Genomic DNA, 21990 nt, shown 5'->3' on the forward strand with positions numbered 1-21990 from the left:
TCAATCCGGTGCGGCGCTCGACGGGGGCAGGCCGAGGCGCGCCGCGATCCGCCGCGCGGTGGCCTCGCGCTGCGCCGTGATCGTGGAGGCCGCCGCCCGCGCCCGGGCGAGCACCGGGGCCGGCGCGCGCTCGGGGGTGCCGGCGTCGAAGGGCGGCTCCGGGGCGTAGGCCATGTACAACTGGATCAGCTGCGCCGCCTCGATGCCCCGCAGCCGCGCCGCGACCGTGAGCGCCCCGTCGATCCCGGCGGTGACGCCGGCGGCGCAGATCAGGTTTCCGTCCTCGACGACGCGCGCATAGACCGGAATCGCGCCGAAATGGTGGAGCAGGTGGTGTGCGCTCCAGTGGCTCGTCGCCCGCTTGCCGACGAGCAGGCCCGCGGCCCCACAGATCAGGGCTCCGGTGCAGACCGGGAACACGCACAGCGCCCCGTCGGCCTGGGCCCGGATCCAGTCGAGGACCGGTTCGTCCTCCATCAGGGCCTCCTGGCCGTAGCCCCCCGGCACGTGCAGCACGTCGAGCTTGGGCGCCTCGCTCAGGACCGCGTCGGCGACGAGGCGCAGGCCGTTGACATCGCGAACCGGCTCCCGGTCCTTGGCGTAGATCCTGTAGGTGGAGTTCGGGATGCGGGAGAGCACCTCGAAGGGGCCGGTGAGGTCGATCTGGTCGAGGCCTTCGAACAGCAGCGAGCCGATCTGGAGGTGGCGATCCGGGTCGATCATGCGTGCAGAACCTTCTGTGGTGTGGGGGCACCCGATGGATGCCGCGTGCGGAACGTGTTGCGGTAGCTCCCCGGCGGGACGCCGAGGTGGCGCAGGAAGGCGCGCCGCATCGTCTCGTCGGCCTGGAAGCCGCAGCGCGCAGCGACTGCCGAGACGCCGGCTCGATCGGTTTCCAGCATGCGCCGCGCGGACTCGACGCGCAGGCGTTCCAGCATCCGCGCGGGGGTGACGCCGGTCTCGGCCCGGAAAGCACGGGCGAACTGGCGCGGGCTGAGCCCGGCGCGCGCGGCCAGGGCCTCGACCGGGAGCGGACGGTGCAGGTTCTCGCCCATCCAGGCGATCAGGTCCGCGAGGCGCACCGACAGGCTCGTCTGAGCCGAGAGCACGGTGCTGAACTGCTTCTGGCCGCCGGGACGGCGCAGGAACATCACCAGTTCGCGCGCGACGGCGAGCGCGAGCGCGTGCCCGTAGTCGGCCTCCACCAGGGCAAGGGTCAGGTCCATCCCGGCCGTGATGCCGGCCGAGGTCCAGACATCGCCGTCGCGGACGTAGATCGGCTCGGGATCGACCGCGAGGTCGGGGTGGAGCCGGCGCAGCGCGTCGCACCAGCGCCAATGCGTCGTGACCTTGCGCCCGCGCAGGCAACCGGCCTCAGCGAGGATGAAGGCGCCGGTGCACACGCCGACGACGCGGCGCGCATGTGCGGCCAAGCGCTGGGCCAGCGTCCGGATCGCGTCCTCGGTGCAGCGGCGCCGCGCGCCCTCGCCGCCGACGACGATCAACGTATCGAGATCCGTCCAGGCGAGCGCCTCCACCTCCGTGACGGTCGACTGAACCGCGAGGCCGGCCGATGTGGCGGGTGAGCCGGGCTCGGGAACGATCAGGCAGGAGACCGCATAGAGGGGCAGCCGTGCGTGAGCTTCCGTTCCCCTCTCGCACGCCCGGAGATGCCCGGCCTGGGCCAGGATCTCGGCGGGACCGGCGATGTCGAGGAGTTGGCTCGGAGCGGCTCCCAGGATCAGGACCCGGCGAGGCGGAACGGGTGCGGTTGCGTTGCAGGGTCTGTCCATGAGCCGGATCCTCGCATCCGTCTCGGCGTGTCGCTATGTCAATGTTCCCTCGTTTTCTGCCACGGCGAGGCCGGCCCGTCGGCCCCTTCGACGAAAGCGGGAAGCAGGTCCAAGGTCGGTTCATGCGCCAGCGGAACCGGCGCGCTCTCCGGCGCGGGCATCCCGACGCGGTCGTGCCAATACGTCGCCAGTCCCACCTTGGCCGTCCCGACGAGGTCGTAGGACGAGCCCGCGACGAACAGGCAGCGCGAGGCGTCGACACCGAGTTCCTCCAGGCCGAGCTGGTAGGGGCGCGGATCGGGCTTGTAGAACCCGGCCCGCTCGGCCGTGACCACCGCCCCGAACTCGACCCCGACGCACCCGGCGGCGATCCGTCCGAGCCGCTCCGAGCAGTTCGTCACGACGCCGAGCGGCACCGATCGGGCGGCGAGCGCTTGCAGGACCTGCGTCACGCCCGGCCATGGCCGGAGTTCGCCGTAGCGCTCCTCCAGTTCGGTCGCCGATGCGGGCGGCAGGCCGACGGATGCCGCGGCCTCGGCGACGAGATCCTCGTAGGGCCGGTACCCGCCGGTGCAGTAGGTGATCCTCAGGTACTCCGCTCGCCAGCGGCGGCCGGCTTCCGGGCCGCCGGCGACGGCGTTCCAGAGCGACCAGCTGTCGAGCAGGGCGGTCAGGAGATCGAACAGGACGGCGTCGTAACGGCGGGAAGTCATCGTGTGCATGCTCCGTTCTGAAGCAGGGGACGCGATCCGTCGCGGAACCCGTGCGCCGCCTCGACGGCGGAGACCGGTACCGGTGCGGGGCAGGGATCACCGGCGCGGTCGTCAACCCAAGCAATAGCGGGCGCTACCAGCCGTTGATGCGCGGCCAGACGGCGCCGACGCGGCCGTCCGCCCCGATCACGTGATAGCGGTCGTGCTGGGCGCCCGTGGCGCAGGCATGGTTTGGCAGGATCCGCACCTGCGCGCCGATCGGCAGGTCGGGCAGGGCTGCTCCCGAGCCCGCCCGTACGGCGAGGATGCCGTGCTCCTGGTTGGCCTCGATGACGATCAGATCGTCGTAGAAGTCCCCGGACCCGTCGCAGACCACGCCGTAGCCCTGGTCGACCGCCTGCCGGGCCGTGCCGCGGTCGCGGGAGAGGGCCATCCAGCCGGCATCGGTGATGATCCATCCCTTGTCGCGGCGGCGGCCGATCACGGTGGCGAGCACGCTCAGCGCGATGTCGTCCACGGTGCAGGAGCCGACGCCCGCCTGGAACAGGTCGCCGAACATGAATACCCCGGCCCGCACCTCGGTCACGCCGGTGAGGCTTCGCGCATAGCGCGCACTCGGCGTCGATCCGACACTCACCACCGGGCACGGGAGCCCGGCCTCGCGCAGGATCGCGGCGGCCGCCACCGCCGCCGCGCGCTCCGCCTCCGCTGCCCCCGCGAGCGCCTCCGGATCGTTCAGGCCGTAGCTGTCCCCCGAGTGCAGCAGGACCCCACGCAGGGCGGCGCCCTCGCCGACGCTGCGACCGATGGCCAGGAGATGCGCCGCATCGCCCGGACTAACCCCGGAGCGGTGCCCGTCGGCGTCGACCTCGATGAGGACGGGCAACGGGTCGCCGCTCGCCCGGCTCCAGGCGGCGACCGCCCGCGCCTGCTCGACCGAGTCGAGGATCACGGAGAGGTCGGCCTGCCAGCGTCGACGGATCGCCCCGACCCGGTCGAGCTTTCCCGGTGCGATCCCGACGGCGTAGGTCAGGTCGCGCACGCCGGCCTCGGCGAAGGATTCGGCCTCGCGCAGGGTCGAGACCGTCGCCGGACCGGAGGGTCCGGTCATCGCGAGGCGGGCGACGTCGATCGACTTCGCGGTCTTCAGGTGGGGCCGGAAGGCGACGCCGAGTCCGTCGAGATGATGCCGCATCCGCGCGAGGTTCGCCCGCAGCCGCCCCTCATCGAGCAGCAGGCAGGGCGTCGGCAGGCCCAGGAGGGACGACGCGCGCTCCGGCGATCGCGGCGCGGCTTCGGGTTCGGTTCCGGACATGTCCGCGCGCTCCATCGTCTCAACTCGGAGCAAAGGGAACCACAGGCACGGCCTGCCGCGCTATAAACGGTGACTGCATCTTGAATTAACCGTGGGCTTAATGCTCGACACGGACGACCTTCGCTTCTTCGCCGCAATCGCCTCCGCGCACTCCCTCGCGGCGGCGGCGCGCGACCTGAACGTCTCGCCGCCCGCCGTGACCCAACGGTTGCGGGCCCTGGAACGACGTCTCGGAATCCACCTCGTCGACCGCTCCGGGCGCGGCCTCACTCTGACCGACGAGGGCGCGCTGTTGGCCGAGCGCGGCCGCCGCCTCCTCGACGCCTTCGGCGACCTCGACGACGCTCTCGCGGCGCGCCGCGGGGAGGTCACCGGACATCTGCGGATCGTGGCGCCGCTGGGCTTCGGACGCCGCTACGTGGCACCGGTGGTCGCGTCATTCCGGGCCCGGCACCCGCAGGTCAGGATCGACCTGCAGCTCTCGGACCGGCTCGGGCGGATGCCGTCCGAGGCCTGGGATCTCGCTATCCATGTTGGCGAGACCCGGGACCTGACGTCGAGCCTGACGCTGCGGACCCTCGCGCCGAACGCGCGCGTGGTCTGCGCGGCGCCCACATATCTGGGCGGGCGCGACGCTCCACGTGCGCCGAGCGACCTGCGCGCCCACACCTGCATCGCCCTGCGGGAGAATGACGAGGATGTCGCACTCTGGCGCTTCCGCTCCGGCAGGCACGCGGAGGAACGCGTCCGGATCGAGCCGGAGCTGGCCAGCAACGACGGTGAGGTCGCACGCGGCTGGGCGCTCGCCGGTCTCGGCGTGATTGTGCGCTCCGAGTGGGACGTCGCGGACGATATCAATGCCGGACGCCTGATCCGACTGCTGCCAGGCTACAGCCTGCCCGCGGCACCGGTGGTGGCCCTGCTCGGCGCGGGGCCGCGGGCCCGGGCTGCGAGGACGCAACGGTTTCTGGAAGCACTGAGAGGCGCGCTGACGCCGACGCCATGGCATCTGACCGAGGGCTCGGGCACGGATCCTGCCGAGCCGTGAGGATCGAGGCTCGTCCGCCGGACCTGTCCGATTCCCCTCGACGCGCGTTTCCGGAAGGCGCCCACCGGCTCCTTCAACCGCCACGGACAGCACCATGGGAGCGGATGCAGCGGCGGGCCCGGGTCGGACCCTGCTGCGCCGCGACCGGCCCGGCAGCGGTCAGGCGGCTTCCGTGACGCGGTCCCGGTGAATGACCGGAGCGTTGTCGCCATGCTGCTTCAGCGGCCGGTTGCCGCTCAAGCCGCGCAGCAGCACGTAGAACACCGGCGTCAGGAAGAGCCCGAAGGCGGTCACTCCGATCATGCCGGAGAACACAGCGACGCCCATGGCGCTGCGCATCTCCGAGCCGGCCCCGGTCGCGGTCACGAGGGGCAGGACGCCCATGATGAAGGCCATCGACGTCATCAGGATCGGGCGCAGGCGCAGGCGGCTCGCCTCGATCGCTGCCTGGAGCGGGGTGCGGCCGGTGAATTCCAGCTCGCGGGCGAATTCGACGATCAGGATGGCGTTCTTGGCCGACAATCCGACGAGGACGATGAGGCCGATCTGCGTGAACACGTTGTTGTCGCCCGCCGACAGCCAGACGCCGAACATGGCGGCAAGCAGGCCCATCGGGACGATCAGGAGGATCGCCAGCGGCAGGGCGAGGCTCTCGTATTGTGCAGCCAGGACGAGGAAGACCAGCAGCAGGGCCAGCGGGAAGACCCAGATCCCGGAATTGCCGGCGATGAATTCCTGGTAGGTCAGATCCGTCCACTCGAACGCGAAGCCGCGCGGCAGGGTGTCGGCCGCGATGCGCGTCGCCGCGGCCTGGGCCTGGCCCGAGGAGTAGCCGGGGGCCGCGCCCGCATTGATGTCGGCGGACAGGAACCCGTTGTAGCGCATGGCCCGCTCCGGGCCCGCGCTCTGCCGCACGCGGAGCAGGGCCGAGAGCGGCACCATCTCCCCGGAGCCGGCCCGGACCTTGAGCAGCCCGACGTCGTCCGAGCGCGCGCGGAAGGGCGCGTCGGCCTGGACCCGGACCGAGTAGGTGCGGCCGAACTTGTTGAAGTCGTTGACGTAGAGCGAACCGAGATAGATCTGCAGCGTATCGAACACGTCCGTCACCGGGATCCGGAGCTGGCGCGCCTTCGTCCGGTCGAGGTCGGCGAAGAGCTGCGGCACGTTCATCTGGAAGCTCGAGAACAGCCCGGCGAGTTCCGGTGCCTGCGCGGCCTTGGCCATGAAGGCCTTGGTGGCCTCGTTCAGCGCCTCGTAGCCGAGGCCCGCCCGATCCTCGATCTGGAGCTTGAAGCCCCCGATGGTGCCGAGGCCGTTGACGGGCGGCGGCGGGAACATCGCGATGAACGCCTCGGGGATCGCGGCGTACTTCCTGTTGAGCGACTGCGCGATGGCGGCCCCGTTGAGCGCGGGGGACCTGCGCTCCTCGAAGGGCTTCAGGGTCGAGAAGACGATTCCGGAATTCGAGCTGTTGGTGAAGCCGTTGATGGACAGGCCCGGGAAGGCGACCGCGCTCTCGACGCCGGGTTCCTTCAGGGCGATCTCGCTCATGCGGCGGATCACCTCCTCGGTCCGGTCGAGGGTCGCTCCGTCGGGAAGCTGCGCGAAGCCGACGAGGTACTGCTTGTCCTGGCCCGGCACGAAGCCGCCGGGGATCTGGCGAAACAGCAACGCGGTCAGCCCGACGAGCACGACGTAGAGTACCATCATCGTCGCCTTGCGCGAGACGACGAAGCCGACGCCGCGCCCGTAGCCGCTCGACGCCTGCCCGAAGGCCCGGTTGAAGCGGCGGAAGAACCATCCGAGCAGCGTATCGAGGATGCGGGTGAGCCGGTCCTTGGGGGCGTGGTGGTCCTTGAGGAGGAGCGCCGAGAGCGCCGGGGACAGGGTCAGCGAGTTGATGGCCGAAATCACCGTCGAGATCGCGATGGTCAGGGCGAACTGCTTGTAGAACTGGCCCGTCAGGCCGCTGATGAAGGCCAGCGGCACGAACACCGCGACGAGGACGAGCGCGATGGCGATGATCGGGCCCGAGACCTCGCGCATGGCCTGGTAGCTCGCCTCGCGTGGCGAGAGCCCGCTCTCGATGTTTCGCTCGACGTTCTCGACCACCACGATGGCGTCGTCGACCACGATGCCGATGGCGAGCACGAGGCCGAACAGGCTCAGCGCGTTGATCGAGAACCCGAAGGCATGCATCACCGCGAAGGTGCCGACGATGGAGACCGGCACGGCCAGAAGGGGAATGATCGAGGCCCGCCATGTCTGCAGGAACAGGATCACCACGAGGACCACGAGGGCGATGGCCTCCAAAAGCGTGTGGATGACCGCCTCGATGGAGGCGCGCACGAACTGCGTCGGGTCGTAGACGATCTGGTAATCGACCCCCTCGGGCATGGTCTGCTTGATCTCCGCCATGGTCCGGCGGACCTCGTCCGAGATCTGGATGGCGTTCGAGCCGGGCGACTGGGAGATCGGGATCGCGACGGCCGACTTGTTGTCGAGGAGCGAGCGCAAAGCGTAATCCGAGGCCCCGAGCTCGATCCGCGCGAGGTCGCGCAGCCGGGTGATCTCGCCGTCCGCCCCCGTCTTGACCACGATGTCGCCGAACTGCTCCTCGCTGTTCAGGCGCCCCTCGGCATTGAGCGACAGCTGCAGGTCGAGGCCGGGAACCGCCGGCGACGAGCCGATGACGCCGGCCGCCGCCTCCACGTTCTGGGCCTGGATCTCGCGCACGACGTCGCCGGCGGAGAGGCCGTGCTCCGCAACCTTCTGCGGGTCGAGCCAGATGCGCATCGCGTAGTCGCCGGAGCCGAAGAGCTGCACCTGTCCGACGCCGTCGAGGCGGGCCAACCGGTCCTTGATGTTCAGCACCGCGTAGTTGCGCAGGTACGTCATGTCGTAGCGGCCGTTCGGCGACACGAGGTGAACGACCATGGTCAGGTCGGGGGAGCTCTTCACCGTGACGATGCCGAGCTGGCGCACGACCGCCGGCAGGCGCGGCTCGGCCTGCGACACGCGGTTCTGCACGAGCTGCTGGGCTTTGTCGGGGTCGGTGCCGAGCCGGAACGTCACGGTCAGCGTCATGATGCCGTCCGTGGTGGCCTGGCTCGACATGTAGAGCATGCCCTCGACGCCGTTGATCTGCTCCTCGATCGGCGTCGCCACCGTCTCGACGATGACCTTGGGGTTGGCGCCCGGGAAGGTCGCCCGGACGACGACCGAAGGCGGCACCACGTCCGGGTACTCGGAGATCGGCATCGCGAAGAGCGAGATCAGGCCCAGGATGAAGATCAGCACCGAGAGCACGCCCGCGAAGATCGGGCGGTCGATGAAGAATTTCGAGAGGTTCATGTCGCCCTCCGGGGGCGAGAGAGGCCGAAGGGGGCCGGGCCGACCGACGGACGGCCGCCGCGATCGGCGCTTCGGGGGGCGGGAACGATAAACGGGAGGGGCGGGGTGGCCGTCAGCGCTGCGCGAGCTTGCGGGTCCCGGAGGCGGTGTCCTGCGGCCGCGCACCCATGGCGACGGGCTCGGGACGCACCAGGGTGCCGGGACGGATGCGCTGGAGCCCGTTGACCACGATGCGCTCGCCGCCGGACAGTCCGGAGGTCACCACGCGCAGGCCGTCGACGGCCCTGCCGAGATGCACCGCACGGAACTCGGCCCGGCCGTCCGCGCCCACCACGAGAACGAACTTCTTGTCCTGGTCGGTGCCGACGGCCCGCTCGTCCACGAGCAGGAGCGTCTCGGGCGCAGCCTGGCCGAGCCGCATGCGAGCGAACTGGCCGGGAATCAGACGGCCGTCGCGATTGGCGAAGGTCGCGCGGACGCGGACCGTGCCGCTGCGCGCATCGACCTTGTTGTCGATGAACTGGAGGTGCCCCTTGGCGCGGGCCCCGTCGGCCGTCACCATCTCGACCGGGATGCGGTCGAGCTTGCCGCGCCCGCCCAACGGTTCGGCGATCGATGCAAGCGCCTTCAGGATGACGGTCTCGTCCGCGTCGAAGCTGGCGTAGACGGGATCGACCGACACGAGGGTGGTCAGCACGGCGGCGCCGGCTCCCGTGGCGACGAGGTTGCCCGGCGTGATCTCGCGGCGTCCGACGCGGCCACCGACTGCGGCCCGCACCTCCGTATAGCCGAGGTTCAGGCGTGCCGCCTCGAGCGCCGCCTTCGCGGCGTCCAGGCTCGCTTTCGCCTCCTTGAAGGCGTTGGCGCGCACGTCGAGGTCGCGCGCCGTGACGATGCGCTGGTCCGACAGCCTCTGCCCGCGTTCGAGGTCGCTCGATGTCAGGGCGACGCGGGCCTCGGCGCCGGCCACCTGCGCGTCCAGGCGCTGGACCTCGGCCGCGTAGGGCGCGGGGTCGATGCTCACCAGAAGGTCCCCGGCCTTGACCAGCTCGCCCTCGGCAAAGTGCGTCGCCTGGATCGCGCCGCCGACGCGCGCCCGCACGTCGATGCGATCGACCGCCTCCAGGCGACCCGAGAACTCGTCCCACAGGATGATTTCGCGGGGCTCGACGGCCGCGACCGCGGCGGGCATCGCCGATTCGGCCGGCGCCGGTGCGGCGACGGCCTCCGACCCGCGCGGCATCGATGCCGACACGAGCTGGTAGGATGCGCCCGCCAACAATACGAGCGCGAGGCCGGCCCCGGCGCTGCGCCGGACGAGAAAACGGCCTAGGGACATGTCAGGCTGAGGGTTCACGACGAACTCCGACATCTGTAGAGTTCGCTACACATGTCGGCATGGACGCCGGGCGTCAAGAGACTTATCTACCACTCGATACAAAAGTTGGAGCCAGCAGACAATGGTGATGGGGCGGCCTCGGTCCTTCGACGCGGACATGGCCCTCGACGAGGCGATGGAGGTGTTCTGGCGCCACGGCTACGACGGCGCCAGCCTCGCCATGCTGACGAAGGCGATGGGCATCAAGGCGCCGAGCCTGTACGCGGCCTTCGGCAGCAAGGAAGGCCTCCTCAAGGCCGCCCTCGACCGCTACGCGCAGAGGCGCTCCGAGCACATGCGCTACGTGCTCGCCGGCCCGAGCGCGCGCGCCGTGGCCGAGCGCTTCCTGAGCAGCATCGCCGAGAGCCACACGGATCCGGCCAATCCCCCGGGCTGCCTGCTCGTGCAAGGGGGGCTCGCCTGTGGGGCGGGCTCGGAGAACATCCCCTTCGAGCTGGCGTCCCGCCGCGCCCAAACGGAGACGGAACTCCGGGAGCGGTTCATCCAGGCCAAGCAGGATGGCGATCTCACGGACGACGCCGACCCGGCAGCGCTCGCGCGCTTCCTCTCGACGGTCGCCTCCGGCATGGGAGTCCTGGCCTCATCCGGCGCCAACCGCGACGCCCTGCGGGAGGTCGCGCGCGTCTCACTCAGCGCATTCCCGGGACACCGTGAGAGGGGCGGCGCGATGCTGTGAGATCGAAGAGCGTTTCCGTGCGCGAGCGAGTGGCTGCGTCGGATTGGGGCTGCGCGCTGAGACCCGCAGGCGCACGCGCGAACCCTGCGCCACCAAGGCTTCCGCGGCACGGACACGCGTTGCGCCCACCTCAGCCGGTAAGCGGCTATGTCATTGTTGAAGCTGAGGAAATTATGGTGCCGCAAGAGGGATTCGAACCCCCGACCCCCTCATTACGAATGAGGTGCTCTACCAGCTGAGCTATTGCGGCGCGATCGCGACGGCGGTTCAGCGCGGCGGATCGTTCGGGTCAGGCTCATATCCGGCCGGGTCCGAGTTGGCAAGGCGTGAAGGCAAGGCGTGATGGCAAGGCCGGCGGGCAAGCGGCAGCGCTCGCGCGTTCGATCCCGCGATCCGATGCAGGCGTGCCACGGCGGGCCGCGATGACGAGCCCGGGCTGGACGGCTGCTTGACGGGAGGCGAGGGGGGCAGAAGGGTGTGGGCCTTGTCGGAAAGGCCCTCATGTCGCTGATCGCTCGCCTCCGGGCCTATGCCGCCGATGCGTTCGGCATCGCGCCGCCAACGGAGGCGGTGGAGGATGACGAGCATCTTGCCGCCACCGCGCTCCTCGTGCACGTCGCCCGGGCGGACGGCGTCCTGGCTCCGGCCGAGACCGAGCGGCTGGCGCGGGTGGTGCGGGGGCGCTACGCCGCGACCGCGGAGGCGGCCGATGCGCTGATCGCGCGGGCCTCCTCCTTCGATGCGGAGACGCGCGACGTCGCCATGCTCGTCGAGATGATCGGGCGCGACGCCGACGGGCCCGAGCGCCGCCGGCTCCTCGCCATGGCGTGGTCGGTGGCGGGCGCGGACGGCGCCGTCGACGAGTTCGAGGAGGCCTTGGTCTGGCGCCTCGGCAAGCTTCTGGGCTTCGACGACGGCGCCATCGCGGGCGCGCGCGGCGAGGGGCTCGCCGGCCGGGTGCCAACCAAGTGAAGCCGGGCCGCAGGAGCTGCCGCGCGTGATCGCGAGCCTCACCCTGATCCTGCTCGCGCAGCTCCTCGGCGAGGGGATCGCGCGCTCGAGTGGATTGCCGGTGCCCGGCCCGGTCATCGGCATGGCCTTGATGCTCGGCTTCCTGGTCCTGCGCGACCGCGGCCCGCGCCTGGTGCCGCGGCTGCTGCCGCCGCCCTTGACGGACGGCACGCTGGAGCGCACCGGCAAGGGGCTCCTCGCCAACCTCTCGCTGATGTTCGTGCCGGCGGGCGCCGGCATCGTCGGGCGCCTCGACGTGCTGGAGGCGCAGGGGGCGAAGCTCGCCCTGGTGCTCGTGGTCTCGACGGCGGCCGCGCTCCTCGCCACGGTCCTGACCTTCCTGGCGGTGCAGCGCCTGATCGTACCGCCCGCTCCCCCGGAGGCGCCGCCGGAGCGGGCGCGATGAGCGGCGAGTTCGCGGTCTGGGTCTATCTCTCGCGCACGCCGCTTCTGTGGCTGACCGTCACCCTCGCGGCCTACCTGATCGCCGACCGGATCGCGGCCGCCACGGGTCGGCACCCGATCGCGAACCCGGTGCTCATCGCGATCGTGCTGGCCGGCGCCGTGCTGGCCCTGACGGGCACACCCTACGCCACCTACTTCCAGGGCGCGCAATTCGTGCACTTCCTGCTCGGGCCCGCCACGGTGGTGCTGGCCCTGCCCCTCTACGAGCACCGGGCCACGGTGATGCGCGCCCTCATGCCGATGCTCGCCGCCCTGGCGATCGGCTGCGGCGTGGCGCTCGGCTCCGCGATCGGGCTCGCCAGCCTCCTCGGGGTGCCGCGCGGCGTGATCGTATCGTTGAGCCCGAAATCCGTCACGTCCGGCGTCGCCATGGGCGTCTCCGAAGCGCTCGGCGGCGACCCGACCCTGACGGCGGTTCTGGTGATGATCACCGGCGTCACCGGGGCGATCCTGGTCACCCCGATGATGAACCTGCTGCGGGTGCGGGACATGCGGGCCCGCGGCTTCGCGGCGGGGCTCGCGGCCCACGGCGTCGGCACCGCCCGCGCCTTCCAGGTCAGCGAGGTCGCCGGCACCTTCGCGGGGATCGCGATGGGGCTCAACGCCTTCCTAACCGCGATCCTCGTGCCGATCGCGCTCGGCTTCCTGCGCTGAACGGCGTCCCGGATCTCGGTACGGTGCTGCGCGGTAGCCGAGCGCACGCGCTGCGGGCGCGGTGCTGATGCTCGGGCTGTGTTCTCGACGCACTTGTGGCCGACGCGTTTTTGCTCAGAAATGCCCCGCGAGGCGCCGGCCGGTTCAATTCAGCGGCGGGTCGGGCGCGCGTGAAGACTGTCGTTCGCAGCCCGGACTGCGACGAAGGCCAGCATGCGGGCCCGGATCGACGCGGCTTTGACTGTAAGCGCGCGCATCTACACAGGTCGCTTCGTACGATAGCGCTCGAACGGGTCGCGCACGACGCGTGAGGACGGGTTTGGTGCAGTCATCGTGAAGAGGATCGACGAGATCGGACCGTCCTGGTTCGAGCCGGGCTTCGGCTTCGAGACCGTCCGGGAGGTCCGCGCGAGCGAGGGCGGCACGATCCGGCTCGAGGATCCGGGCCTGCTGTTCCACGGGCACTACGCGCGCGCCGGCGCCGACCTCGTGGTCAGCCACGACGGGCAGCGCCTCGTCGTGCATGATTACTTCAGCCTCGCCCACCGCCCGAAGCTCGTGGCTCCGAACGGCGCCTCCCTGTCCGATGCGGCGATCGAGGGCCTGAGCGGTCCGGGCGCGACCGAGATCTACGCGCAGGCCGGTGCGAACCCGGTCTCCGACGCCATCGCGGCGATCGGCCGGGTCCAGAAGGTCGGCGGCAGCGCGAGCCTGGTGCGCAACGGCGTCACCATCGCGGTGCAGGTCGGCGACCTCGTCTACAAGGGCGACGTCGTCCAGACCGACCGCGGCGGCTCGCTGGCGATCGCCTTCCTCGACGGCACCCTGTTCAACCTCTCGGCCAGCGCCCGGATGGTGCTCAACGAGATGGTCTACAAGCCGGAGGGCACCGGCAACACCGCGCTGTTCAACCTCGTGCAGGGCTCGATCACCTTCGTGGCCGGGCAGGTCGCCAAGACCGGCGACATGAAGGTCGGCACGCCGGTGGCCACCATGGGCATCCGCGGCACGGCCGTGCACGTCCAGATCGATGCGGACAACGGAACGACGCGCTTCTCGGTGATGACCGAGCCCGACGGGCATACCGGTCGCTTCGAGGTCTTCGACCGCGAGGGTTCGGGCCGCCTGCTCTTCACGGTGTCCGACCCCGTCCAGGCCTTCCTGGTCCGCCCGGCCGGTCCGCAGCAGGTGGCCTTCGAGACGGTGTCGAAGACGCCCGTCGAGATCCAGTTCGAGGCGGGCCTCGTCCAGAGCATCTTCCAGACCCTGTCGGAGGTCCCGCGCCTCCCCGTGCCGCAGGGCCCCGGCGGCGGCTCCAGCACCCCGCCGGACATCGTCCCGCCGGATGTCAGCCCGCAGCAGGGCTCGGGCCCGAACAACTCCGGCGCGCCCCCGCCGGGCGCCGGCGAGGGGCCGCCGCTTCCGGGCAACCACGGGACGCAGCCCTCCGGACCCGGCGGCCTGATCCCCTCGCAGAGGCCGGAGCCACCGGTCGCCCCGCGGGGCGCGGAGCCGGACCAGCCGAACCTCGTGCTCCTGCCCCAGAACGTCGCCGTGCAGCAGGACGCCGCGCTGCTGGCCTCGAATGCCGGACAGGGCGTCCTCGTCGCCGCGCCCGGATCGACCGCGGTCAACATGCGGATCGTGGCCGCGCATGCGGGGGCCGACGCGGCGGCCGAGGGCCTGCCGCTCACCGACGGGGCCATCGTGCTGCCGGGCCGCTACGGCACGCTCACCCTCCACGCGGACGGGACCTACCTGTACCGCGCCGACCGGGCCGCCGCCCTGGCCGAGGGCGTGCACGGCTTCGATGCCTTCAGCTACCGGGTCGAGGGCGAGGGCGGCGTCGCGGCGGTGGCGACCCTGACGGTGGATGTGGCTGGGGTGAACGACCTGCCGACGGTGGCCGGCGCGGTCGATCTCGGGTCCGCGCCGGGCCGGACCGCCCGGACCATCACGGTGGCGGAGCTCCTGGGCGGCGCGGGCGATGTCGACGGCGACGCGCTCGCGGTGTCGGGCCTGGCGATCCGGAGCGGGGGCGGCACGCTCGTGGATCTCGGCGGCGGCCGGTTCGCCTACGAGGCCGGCGCCCGGGCGCCCGGCGCCGCCGATCCCGTGATCCTGGCCTACACCGTCACCGATGGTCACGGCGGCAGCGTCGCCCAGACCGCGCGGCTCGTCCTCGTCGGCGGCAACACCCCGGCCGTGATGACCGGCACCCTCACCGGATCGGTGCAGGAGGACGGGGTCGCGGTCGCGAGCGGGTCGGTGACGCTCACGGATCCCGATGCCGGGGACGCGCGCTTCGCCGCGCCGGCGAGCCTCGCCGGACGATACGGCAGCTTTCGCTTCGATCCGCTGACGGGGCATTGGTCCTACGCCCTGGCGAATGCGTCGCCGGAGGTCCAGGCCCTCGGGGCGGGCGAGCGCGTGCAGGATCGCCTCGGCATCGCGTCCCTCGACGGCACCGCCGGGGGCGATCTCGTCGTCACGATCGAGGGGCGCAACGACGCCCCGGTGCTCGACGCGGGCCAAGGCGCCACGCTGACCGAGGCGGCCGGGCGCACGGGCTCGGCGGTGACGGTGAGCCTGTCCGGCAGCCTCGCCTTCTCGGATCCCGACCGGCACGATGCCCACACGGTCGCGGTCGGCGCACCCGTCATCGCGCGGGCGGGCGCGGCGGTTCCGGCGGATCTGGCAGGAGCGCTGGCGGGCGCCCTGACGGCGAGCGTCACCGAGCAAGATGGCGCCGGCAGGGTCGCCTTCGCCTTCCAGATCGCCGACGCGGCCCTCGACGGTCTCCGGGGCGGCGAGCGGGTTTCGGTCACCTACGCGGTCACCCTCGCGGACGGACAGGGCGGCGTCGCGACGCGCCCGGTCACCATCGCGCTGGTGGGGACCAACGATGCGCCCGTCGCCGAGGACGCGAGCGTCGCCCTGCGGGCGGGCCGGCCCGTCGCCGGGACCCTCGTGGCGAGCGACGTCGATTCCGGTTCGCTGAGCTTCGCGGCCGTCACCGGTCCCGCCCATGGCCACCTCAGCCTGGGGGCGGACGGCGCCTATTGCTACACCCCCGAAGCGGGCTTCCTCGGGACCGACAGCTTCACCTATCGCGCCAGCGACGGCAGCCTCGATTCGAACCTCGCGACGATCACCCTCTCGGTCACGGGGGGCGCCGCTCCGGTGGTCACGAGCGGGGGTCACGCGAGCCTGAACCTCACGGCGGCCCCCTCCGGCAAGCCGCTGACGTCGGTGGCCGCGAGCTATCTGACGACCGGCAACAACCTCGTCGACGGCCTCGGCGGCGGCGCCGGCTTCGGCGAGGCGGTCCTGCCCGCCAACGACGACGGATCCACCGGCGCCATCGACATCCGGGACATGTTCGGGGCGCAGGGGCTCAACATCTTCGACCGCAGCTACACGGCGCTCTACGTCAACAACAACGGCAACATCACCTTCGACGGGCCGCTCGGCGCCTTCCGGCCGAGCAGCATCGGCGGCGCCTCGACGAGCCCGATCATCGCGCCGTTCTGGGCGGACGTGGATACGAGCCCGGGTGCTCCGGATTCCGCGACCCCGGGCGGACATTCCAAGGGCACGAACCTCGTCCACATCGACAAGGACCCGGCGAACGGTGTCCTGACGGTGACGTGGGACGATGTCGGCTACTTCGCGAGCCACACCGACAAGCTGAACGCCTTCCAGCTCCAGCTCATCGACCTCGGCCACGGCAATTTCGACATCGTCTACCGCTACGAGGCCGTGAACTGGACCCTCGGCGATTACAGCAACGGGCTGCACGCGCGGGCGGGCTACTCGGCCGGGGGCGAGACCGGCTCGTACGAATTGCCCCAATCCGGCAGCAGCGCCGCCATGCTGGCCCTGCCCGCCACGCCCGGCAACACGGGCCTGCCCGGCCTCTACGTGTTCGAGGTGCGGAACGGGCAGGTCGGTCCCGGCGGCAACCTTCAGGGTACCGGGACGATCGGTTTCTCGGATGCCGACCCGGGCGACGTTCACGCGGTCTCGACCGGCATCGCGCCGGGTTCGCTCCACTGGCTCAAGGCGGACGGCAGCGAGGCCGGTCCGCTTCCCACGGGCCTCGCCGCACGCCTGGGGGACGCCTTCTCGGCGCAGGTGACGGCGGATGCGGGAGGGACCGGCAGTGCGACCTGGGCGCTCTCCCTGCCGAAGGGCGACCTCGCGTTTCTCGGAGCCGGCGACACCCTGTCCCTCGTCTACGATGTGGTCATCCGGGACGACACCGCCGCCTCGGCGCCCGCGACCGTCGCGGTGTCGATCGCCGGTCCGAATGACGGCCCGGACTTCGGCGGCGGCACGCAGGGGAGCACCGCCGCGGGCGGGAGCGTGATCGTCACCCGGGCGGCACGCGCGGCCCCCGACCCCGACGACGGCGCCCCGACCTATCCGGTCGCCGCGGGGACGCCCGGTCACGTCACCCTCCCGGGCCTCGAAAACACCGCGGCGTCGACGCACCTCACCGAGGCCGACATCGACGCGGGCCGCGTCGTCTCCCATGCGGACGCCGCCGGGACCGGTTCAGCGTCGGCCGCGCTGACGCCGCACGATGCGGCGGGAGCGGTCGCGCTCACCGACGTCGCCAGGGGCGAGACCGTGATCGCGGCCCGCGGCGCGGGCGATGCCGTCTCCGTCCCGGCCGACGCGTTCCTCTTCAACGATCTCGGCGCGTTCGGCCCATCGCATGTCGGCGCCGTCGCGGCGGGCGGTCAGGGTCGTGCCAGCCTCGATCCCTCGGGCCATACGGTCAGCATCGTCACCGCCGCGGACGGGAGCACGAGCTTCAGCTATCAGGCGCTCGACGCCGACCACCCGGCGAGCAACGCGGCCCGGGTCGCCGTGGAGACCCGCCCGGGTTCCGCTCTCATCGGAACGGTGGGCGACGACATCCTGATCCCCGGGCTGAATGGTGCCAGCGTCCTGACCGGCGGCGAGGGGCACGACGTCTTCGTCTTCTCGGCCATGCCGGGCGCCGGGCCGACGACCCACCGGGTCACCGATTTCGATCCTGCCAAGGATGCGATCGATCTCACGGGCTTCGTTCTCGCCGGGTCGGAGCGGATCGAAGATGCCCTGCACCTGACGCCGGACGGCGCCGGCTGCTACGCCCTGTCGGTGCGGTCGGAGGCCGGGTTCATCACCGTCGCGCATCTCGACCTCGCCGGCGCGCCGGCGGCGGCGATCTCCGTGATCTGGTCGAACCACTTGGACCACCTCGCCATCCCCCACCCGGTCTAGCCGCCGTGACGGCGCGCCTCGCACGGGTCCGGCCGTGAGGTTCCGGTCTTCTCGGGCCGGCCCGCGTCCGGCCCGCCGGCGCGCCGCCCGCCGGACACGGATCGGCCTCGACCGGCTGCTCGCCCTCACGGTCCTCGGCCTGCTCCTCCTGCTGCGCCTGTGGGACCCGGCGCCGGTGGAGATCCTGCGCCTGCGCACCTTCGACGCCTTTCAGGTGCTGCAGCCGCGCGCACCCGGCCCGCGCCCCGTCGTGATCGTGGATATCGACGAGGACAGCATCCGGACCCATGGCCAGTGGCCCTGGGCCCGCACCCGCGTCGCCGACCTCGTGCGCCGCCTGGCCGAGGCGGGCGCGGCCACCATCGCCTTCGACGTGGTCTTCCCCGAGCCCGACCGGCTCTCGCCGAGCCTCGTCGCACCGAGCATCCCGGGCCTCGACGCGGCGACCCGCGCGGCGCTCGCGGCGCTTCCCAGCAACGACACGATCCTGGCCGAGGCGGTGGCCGGCGCGCGGGTCGTCCTCGGCCAGACGGCCCTGGCGCAGGCGACCGACAACGACACTGCGCTGCCCGAGACCGGCTTTGCCAGCCTCGGGCCCGATCCCGCGCCCTATCTGGCGCATTTTCCCGGGCTCCTGCGCAACCTGCCGGTCCTCGAGGCCGCGGCGGCCGGACGCGGCCTCTTCACCATCGTGCCGGAGCGCGACGGCATCGTCCGGCGCGTGCCCCTCGTCATGGTGGCGGAGAGCCGGATGGTGCCCTCCCTCGCCCTCGAGATCCTGCGGGTGCTGACGGGCAGCGGCACCATCGTGGTGCGCAGCGACGCGGCCGGCGTCAACGCCGTGGCGCTCCCCGGCTTCGAGGTGCCGACCGATGCGGGCGGCTCGATCTGGCTGCATTTCCAACACCACGACCCGGCCCGCTTCGTCCCGGCGAAATCCGTCCTCGACGGCTCCCTCGCGCCCGAGCGTTTCGCGGGCAAGATCGTGCTCATCGGCACGTCGGCGATCGGGCTCCTCGACAACAAGACCACCCCGGTCGACCGGACCATGCCGGGGGTCGAGATCCAAGCGCAGGTTCTCGAGAGCGTGCTCACCCGGGCGACGCTATCCTATCCGAACTCCGCGATCGTCATCGAGCTCGGGCTCGCGATCGCCGTCAGCCTCGGGATCATCGCCCTGGCGCCGGTGCTCGGGGCGGGCTGGCTCCTGCTGCTGGGCGCCGTGGTGGCGGCCTCGATCGTCGCGATCGCGTGGTTCCGCTTCACCGAGCTCGGCATCCTGCTCGACCCGACCTTTCCCCTCGCGGCGAGCCTCAGCGTCTACGCGGTCCTGGTCTTCACCAACTACACCCGCGAGCAGATGGGCCGGCAGCGGATCCGCTCGGCCTTCGGGCAGTATCTCTCGCCGGCCCTCGTCGAGCAGCTCGCGGCCTCGCCGGAGCGGCTGAAGCTCGGCGGCGAGGAGCGGCGCCTCACCATCATGTTCAGCGACGTCCGCGGCTTCACCGGCATCGCGGAATTCTACCGCAACGATCCGCCCGGGCTCACCGCCCTGATGAACCGCTTCCTGACGCCGCTCACCGACGCGATCATCGAGCGGCGCGGCACCATCGACAAGTACATGGGCGACGCCATCATGGCATTCTGGAACGCGCCCCTCGACGATCCCGACCAGGAGGCCAATGCCTGCGCGGCGGCGCTGGCGATGCTCGCCCGCATGGCGGCCCTCAACGCCCGGCGCCGCGAGGAGGCGGAGGCCGGTGGCCACCCGGTCCTGCCGATCGAGATCGGGCTCGGCATCAACACCGGCCGCTGCGTCGTCGGCAACATGGGCTCGGACCTGCGCTTCGACTATTCGGTGCTCGGAGACCCGGTGAATCTCGCCTCGCGCCTCGAGGGGCAGACGAAGACCTACGGCGTCCGGATCATCCTCGGGGCGACTGCCGCCGCCGCCGTGGCGGAGCGCTTCGCCCTGCTCGAACTCGACCGCATCCGGGTGAAGGGCAAGCGGGACGCGGAAGTCATCTCGACGCTCCTCGGCGACGACGCGACGCGCGCCGCGCCGGACTTCCGATCCCTCGCGGAGGCTCACGGGGCGATGCTCGCCGCCTATCGCGGCCGGGATTGGGCCGGGGCGAGCGAATGCCTCGACGCCTGCCGCGCGCGCGCCGCCGGCTTCGATCTCGCGGGCCTCTACGACCTCTACGACGAGCGGATCGCACGCTTTACCGCCGCGCCGCCCCCGGACGGGTGGGACGGCGTCCACGTCGCCGAGACGAAGTGAACCCGATCAGGATGACCGGCGGCCTTTGGACCGGCGCGGCCAGGGGATGAAGTCCGGGTCCGTCAGCGCCGTGGCGAGCAGGGCGAGACCTCCGAGATGCAGGGCGAGGCTCGCGGGCGCAGGCGAGACGACGCGCCAGAGCGCGACGGCACCGCCCGCCATCAGGGCTGGGGCGAGGGCGTAGACGACGCTGCGCCAGCCCGCGACCGGGCGCCCGAACCGCCAGAAGCAGGCCGCGAGGGCCGCGAGCGCGAACACACCCTTCAGCAGGGCCATGAAGCGCAGGAGGCGCAGCAGGTCCGGCTCGGCCTCGGCCGGCTGCCCCAACGTGGCGGCACCCGCGACGGCCAGGAGGCTAACGAGGATTAGGATGCCGCGCCGGGGCAGAGCGCCCGCGAGGGGCCGGGCCGCGGCGGCTTCCGCGGGGACGAACCAAGCCTCGACGCGCATCGGGGTCCCTCGCTGCCGGATGAGAATCGAAAGTTTACGCCGCTCCGGGCACGCCGCAAGTGTGGCCCGGGATCAGGGCAGGTCGGCGCGCTGCGCCGCGCCGGTCCGGTCGCGGACCCCGAGCGCCCGGTAGAGGGCGTTGGCATGCACCTTGACGGTGTTCTCGGTGAGCCCGAGGGTCCGGGCGATCTCCTTGTTCGACTTGCCCGAGCGGATCAGCCGGAGAACGTCCTGCTGGCGGGGAGTGAGGCGGACCCCGGCGCTGATCGCCCGGCTCGGCTCGAAGCTCGCCGCGGCCTCGGAGGGGAGCGGAAGGTCGGCGAGGCTCGGCGGCACGAACACGCCCCCCGCCAGAACATGCCGGAACGCGGCCGCGACCTCGGAGGGGCCGAACGCCCTCGGCAGGTAGCCGTGCAGGCTGGCCTGGAGCGCCTGGAAGATCTCGTCGCGCCGGCCGTTGCCGCCGGTCACGGCGATCCGGATATCGGGAAACACCTCGCGGACGCTGCGGAGGTTGAGCGGCGTGCCGATGCCCGGGATGGCGAGGTCGAACGCGGCGAAGCGGATCCCGGCATGCTCGTCGAGGAGCATCAGGGCCTCGTCGAGGGAGGCCGCCTCGATCACTCGATCCACGCCGCATTCCCGCGTCAGCAACCCGGCGACCGCCGTGCGGACGACGCCGTCGCCGTCGGCGACAAGGGCGAGGGGCGTGGCCGCGCTCACGCGGCGTCACCGGGTCCGGCGGCGGCCGCGCTCACGCGGCGGCGCGCCGCCGACGGCGAAGACCGCGGCATCGGTGGTCGAGCCCGTCCGCCGGCGGCCGGGGCAAGGCGGTTTCGGCATTCATCCATGGAGGTCAACGACGAACTCTGTCCTAACCGGGTTGGTGCTCAAGAAGGACCCCTTTCCTGGAAAGCTGTTTTGCGGATCTGGCTGCGACGGCCGAAGGGCGATATCTGGCGCTCCGATCGGAATGCGCGCCATTGGCTCGCCTCCGGTCGATCGGACGTCATCCGACACCGGGCGCTGGGAGCACGCCGATGTCCCAACCTCGCGCACCTGTTGCAACCTCAGATCTGTACAACCCGGGACGTAGCGGCCGGCGCCGTGCCCGTACTCGATCGCTACGCCGCCGAACCGACAAGAGAAATCGAGCATGAGGCGCATATTTGACCAATGTTCGTACGATACTGCACGTTGCAAATGATCGACAGGCATGAGAGAGGCCGGCGGAGTCCAGCGCCGTCGCCAACAACGTCCGGCCGCGTCTCGCCTTGGCCGCCTCTATTCGTGGCCCGTTAAGCATAGCGGCCTGATTGTCGCCATCCCGATGCCCTATCGGACGATCCACAGAGAGTTCTGTCGCGTTGATCGGGACTGGACGGGTCCGCGGTAGATTGCGCTGGATCGGTGTGGCCCGGACCGTTTAGAACACGAATGCCTCGGAGGATTGATCGTTGTGATGCGAGACCGCCCATCCACTGAGATCTCTGCGGCGTTGGCCCCGTGCCGTGTTGCGTTTTTGGGCGTTGCGGCGATGAGCGGTCTGGT

The 21990-nt window shown here is 71.4% G+C and carries 15 protein-coding genes and 1 tRNA gene; 7 read left to right on the top strand and 9 right to left on the bottom strand.

Translation table 11 applies throughout. The features are described 5' to 3' along the window. The 4 genes from F6X51_RS15380 to F6X51_RS15395 form a co-directional block, all read right to left on the bottom strand. A complete protein-coding gene (locus tag F6X51_RS15380; RefSeq protein WP_150964554.1) occupies positions 1 to 723 on the bottom strand; it encodes a DJ-1/PfpI family protein in 723 nt (240 codons plus the stop codon). After that, complete coding sequence (locus F6X51_RS15385; protein WP_150964555.1) at positions 720 to 1793, bottom strand: GlxA family transcriptional regulator; 1074 nt, start codon at positions 1791 to 1793, stop codon at positions 720 to 722. The genes F6X51_RS15380 and F6X51_RS15385 overlap by 4 nt, the downstream gene beginning before the upstream one ends. Positions 1794 to 1831: 38 nt before the next feature. Then, entirely contained in the window at positions 1832 to 2506 is a 675-nt protein-coding gene (locus F6X51_RS15390) for an HAD-IA family hydrolase (protein ID WP_191970137.1), read from the bottom strand. Between the two features lie 133 nt (positions 2507 to 2639). Next, entirely contained in the window at positions 2640 to 3821 is a 1182-nt protein-coding gene (locus tag F6X51_RS15395) for an alanine racemase (RefSeq protein ID WP_150964557.1), read from the bottom strand. Between the two features lie 100 nt (positions 3822 to 3921). Here F6X51_RS15395 and F6X51_RS15400 point away from each other — a divergent pair, with 100 nt between their 5' ends. After that, positions 3922 to 4869 carry a LysR substrate-binding domain-containing protein gene (locus F6X51_RS15400; RefSeq protein WP_150964558.1) on the top strand — a complete coding sequence of 316 codons (948 nt, stop codon included), beginning with the start codon at positions 3922 to 3924 and terminating at the stop codon, positions 4867 to 4869. A gap of 159 nt (positions 4870 to 5028) precedes the next feature. Here F6X51_RS15400 and F6X51_RS15405 read toward each other — a convergent pair whose 3' ends face one another. Together F6X51_RS15405 and F6X51_RS15410 are read right to left on the bottom strand one after the other, a co-directional pair. Next, the gene (locus F6X51_RS15405) at positions 5029 to 8223 is read right to left on the bottom strand and encodes an efflux RND transporter permease subunit (RefSeq protein ID WP_150964559.1); all 3195 of its coding nucleotides are present in this window, start codon (positions 8221 to 8223) and stop codon (positions 5029 to 5031) included. 112 nt (positions 8224 to 8335) lie between these two features. Next, on the bottom strand, positions 8336 to 9595 hold the full coding sequence (locus F6X51_RS15410) for an efflux RND transporter periplasmic adaptor subunit (protein WP_150964560.1): 1260 nt from the start codon (positions 9593 to 9595) through the stop codon (positions 8336 to 8338). 88 nt (positions 9596 to 9683) lie between these two features. Between F6X51_RS15410 and F6X51_RS15415 the strand changes: the two genes are divergently transcribed. Further along, positions 9684 to 10298 carry a TetR/AcrR family transcriptional regulator gene (locus F6X51_RS15415; protein ID WP_150964561.1) on the top strand — a complete coding sequence of 205 codons (615 nt, stop codon included), beginning with the start codon at positions 9684 to 9686 and terminating at the stop codon, positions 10296 to 10298. Positions 10299 to 10472: 174 nt separating this feature from the next. Here the strand turns inward: F6X51_RS15415 and F6X51_RS15420 are convergent. Beyond that, positions 10473 to 10548, bottom strand: a tRNA-Thr gene (locus tag F6X51_RS15420). Between the two features lie 251 nt (positions 10549 to 10799). Between F6X51_RS15420 and F6X51_RS15425 the strand changes: the two genes are divergently transcribed. From F6X51_RS15425 to F6X51_RS15445, 5 genes are all read left to right on the top strand, one after another. Further along, complete coding sequence (locus tag F6X51_RS15425; protein ID WP_150964562.1) at positions 10800 to 11270, top strand: tellurite resistance TerB family protein; 471 nt, start codon at positions 10800 to 10802, stop codon at positions 11268 to 11270. Positions 11271 to 11295: 25 nt separating this feature from the next. Then, the gene (locus F6X51_RS15430; RefSeq protein ID WP_150964563.1) at positions 11296 to 11715 is read left to right on the top strand and encodes a CidA/LrgA family protein; all 420 of its coding nucleotides are present in this window, start codon (positions 11296 to 11298) and stop codon (positions 11713 to 11715) included. Continuing rightward, positions 11712 to 12428 (top strand): LrgB family protein, encoded by a 717-nt coding sequence (locus F6X51_RS15435; protein WP_150964564.1) that lies wholly within the window; start codon positions 11712 to 11714, stop codon positions 12426 to 12428. The genes F6X51_RS15430 and F6X51_RS15435 overlap by 4 nt, the downstream gene beginning before the upstream one ends. A 333-nt stretch (positions 12429 to 12761) precedes the next feature. Next, positions 12762 to 17705 (top strand): VCBS domain-containing protein, encoded by a 4944-nt coding sequence (locus F6X51_RS15440; RefSeq protein ID WP_150964565.1) that lies wholly within the window; start codon positions 12762 to 12764, stop codon positions 17703 to 17705. 34 nt (positions 17706 to 17739) lie between these two features. Further along, positions 17740 to 19989: a CHASE2 domain-containing protein gene (locus tag F6X51_RS15445; RefSeq protein WP_150964566.1), complete on the top strand. Its 2250-nt coding sequence runs from the start codon at positions 17740 to 17742 to the stop codon at positions 19987 to 19989. 6 nt (positions 19990 to 19995) lie between these two features. On the opposite strand, the gene F6X51_RS15450 is transcribed toward F6X51_RS15445, so the two are convergent. Together F6X51_RS15450 and F6X51_RS15455 are read right to left on the bottom strand one after the other, a co-directional pair. Continuing rightward, positions 19996 to 20439 carry a hypothetical protein gene (locus tag F6X51_RS15450; protein ID WP_150964567.1) on the bottom strand — a complete coding sequence of 148 codons (444 nt, stop codon included), beginning with the start codon at positions 20437 to 20439 and terminating at the stop codon, positions 19996 to 19998. Positions 20440 to 20511: 72 nt separating this feature from the next. Continuing rightward, positions 20512 to 21162 carry a LuxR C-terminal-related transcriptional regulator gene (locus F6X51_RS15455; protein WP_150964568.1) on the bottom strand — a complete coding sequence of 217 codons (651 nt, stop codon included), beginning with the start codon at positions 21160 to 21162 and terminating at the stop codon, positions 20512 to 20514. Between the last annotated feature and the right edge of the window lie 828 nt (positions 21163 to 21990).

Source organism: Methylobacterium planeticum, assembly GCF_008806345.1.
GTDB classification, from domain to species: Bacteria; Pseudomonadota; Alphaproteobacteria; order Rhizobiales; family Beijerinckiaceae; genus Methylobacterium; species Methylobacterium planeticum.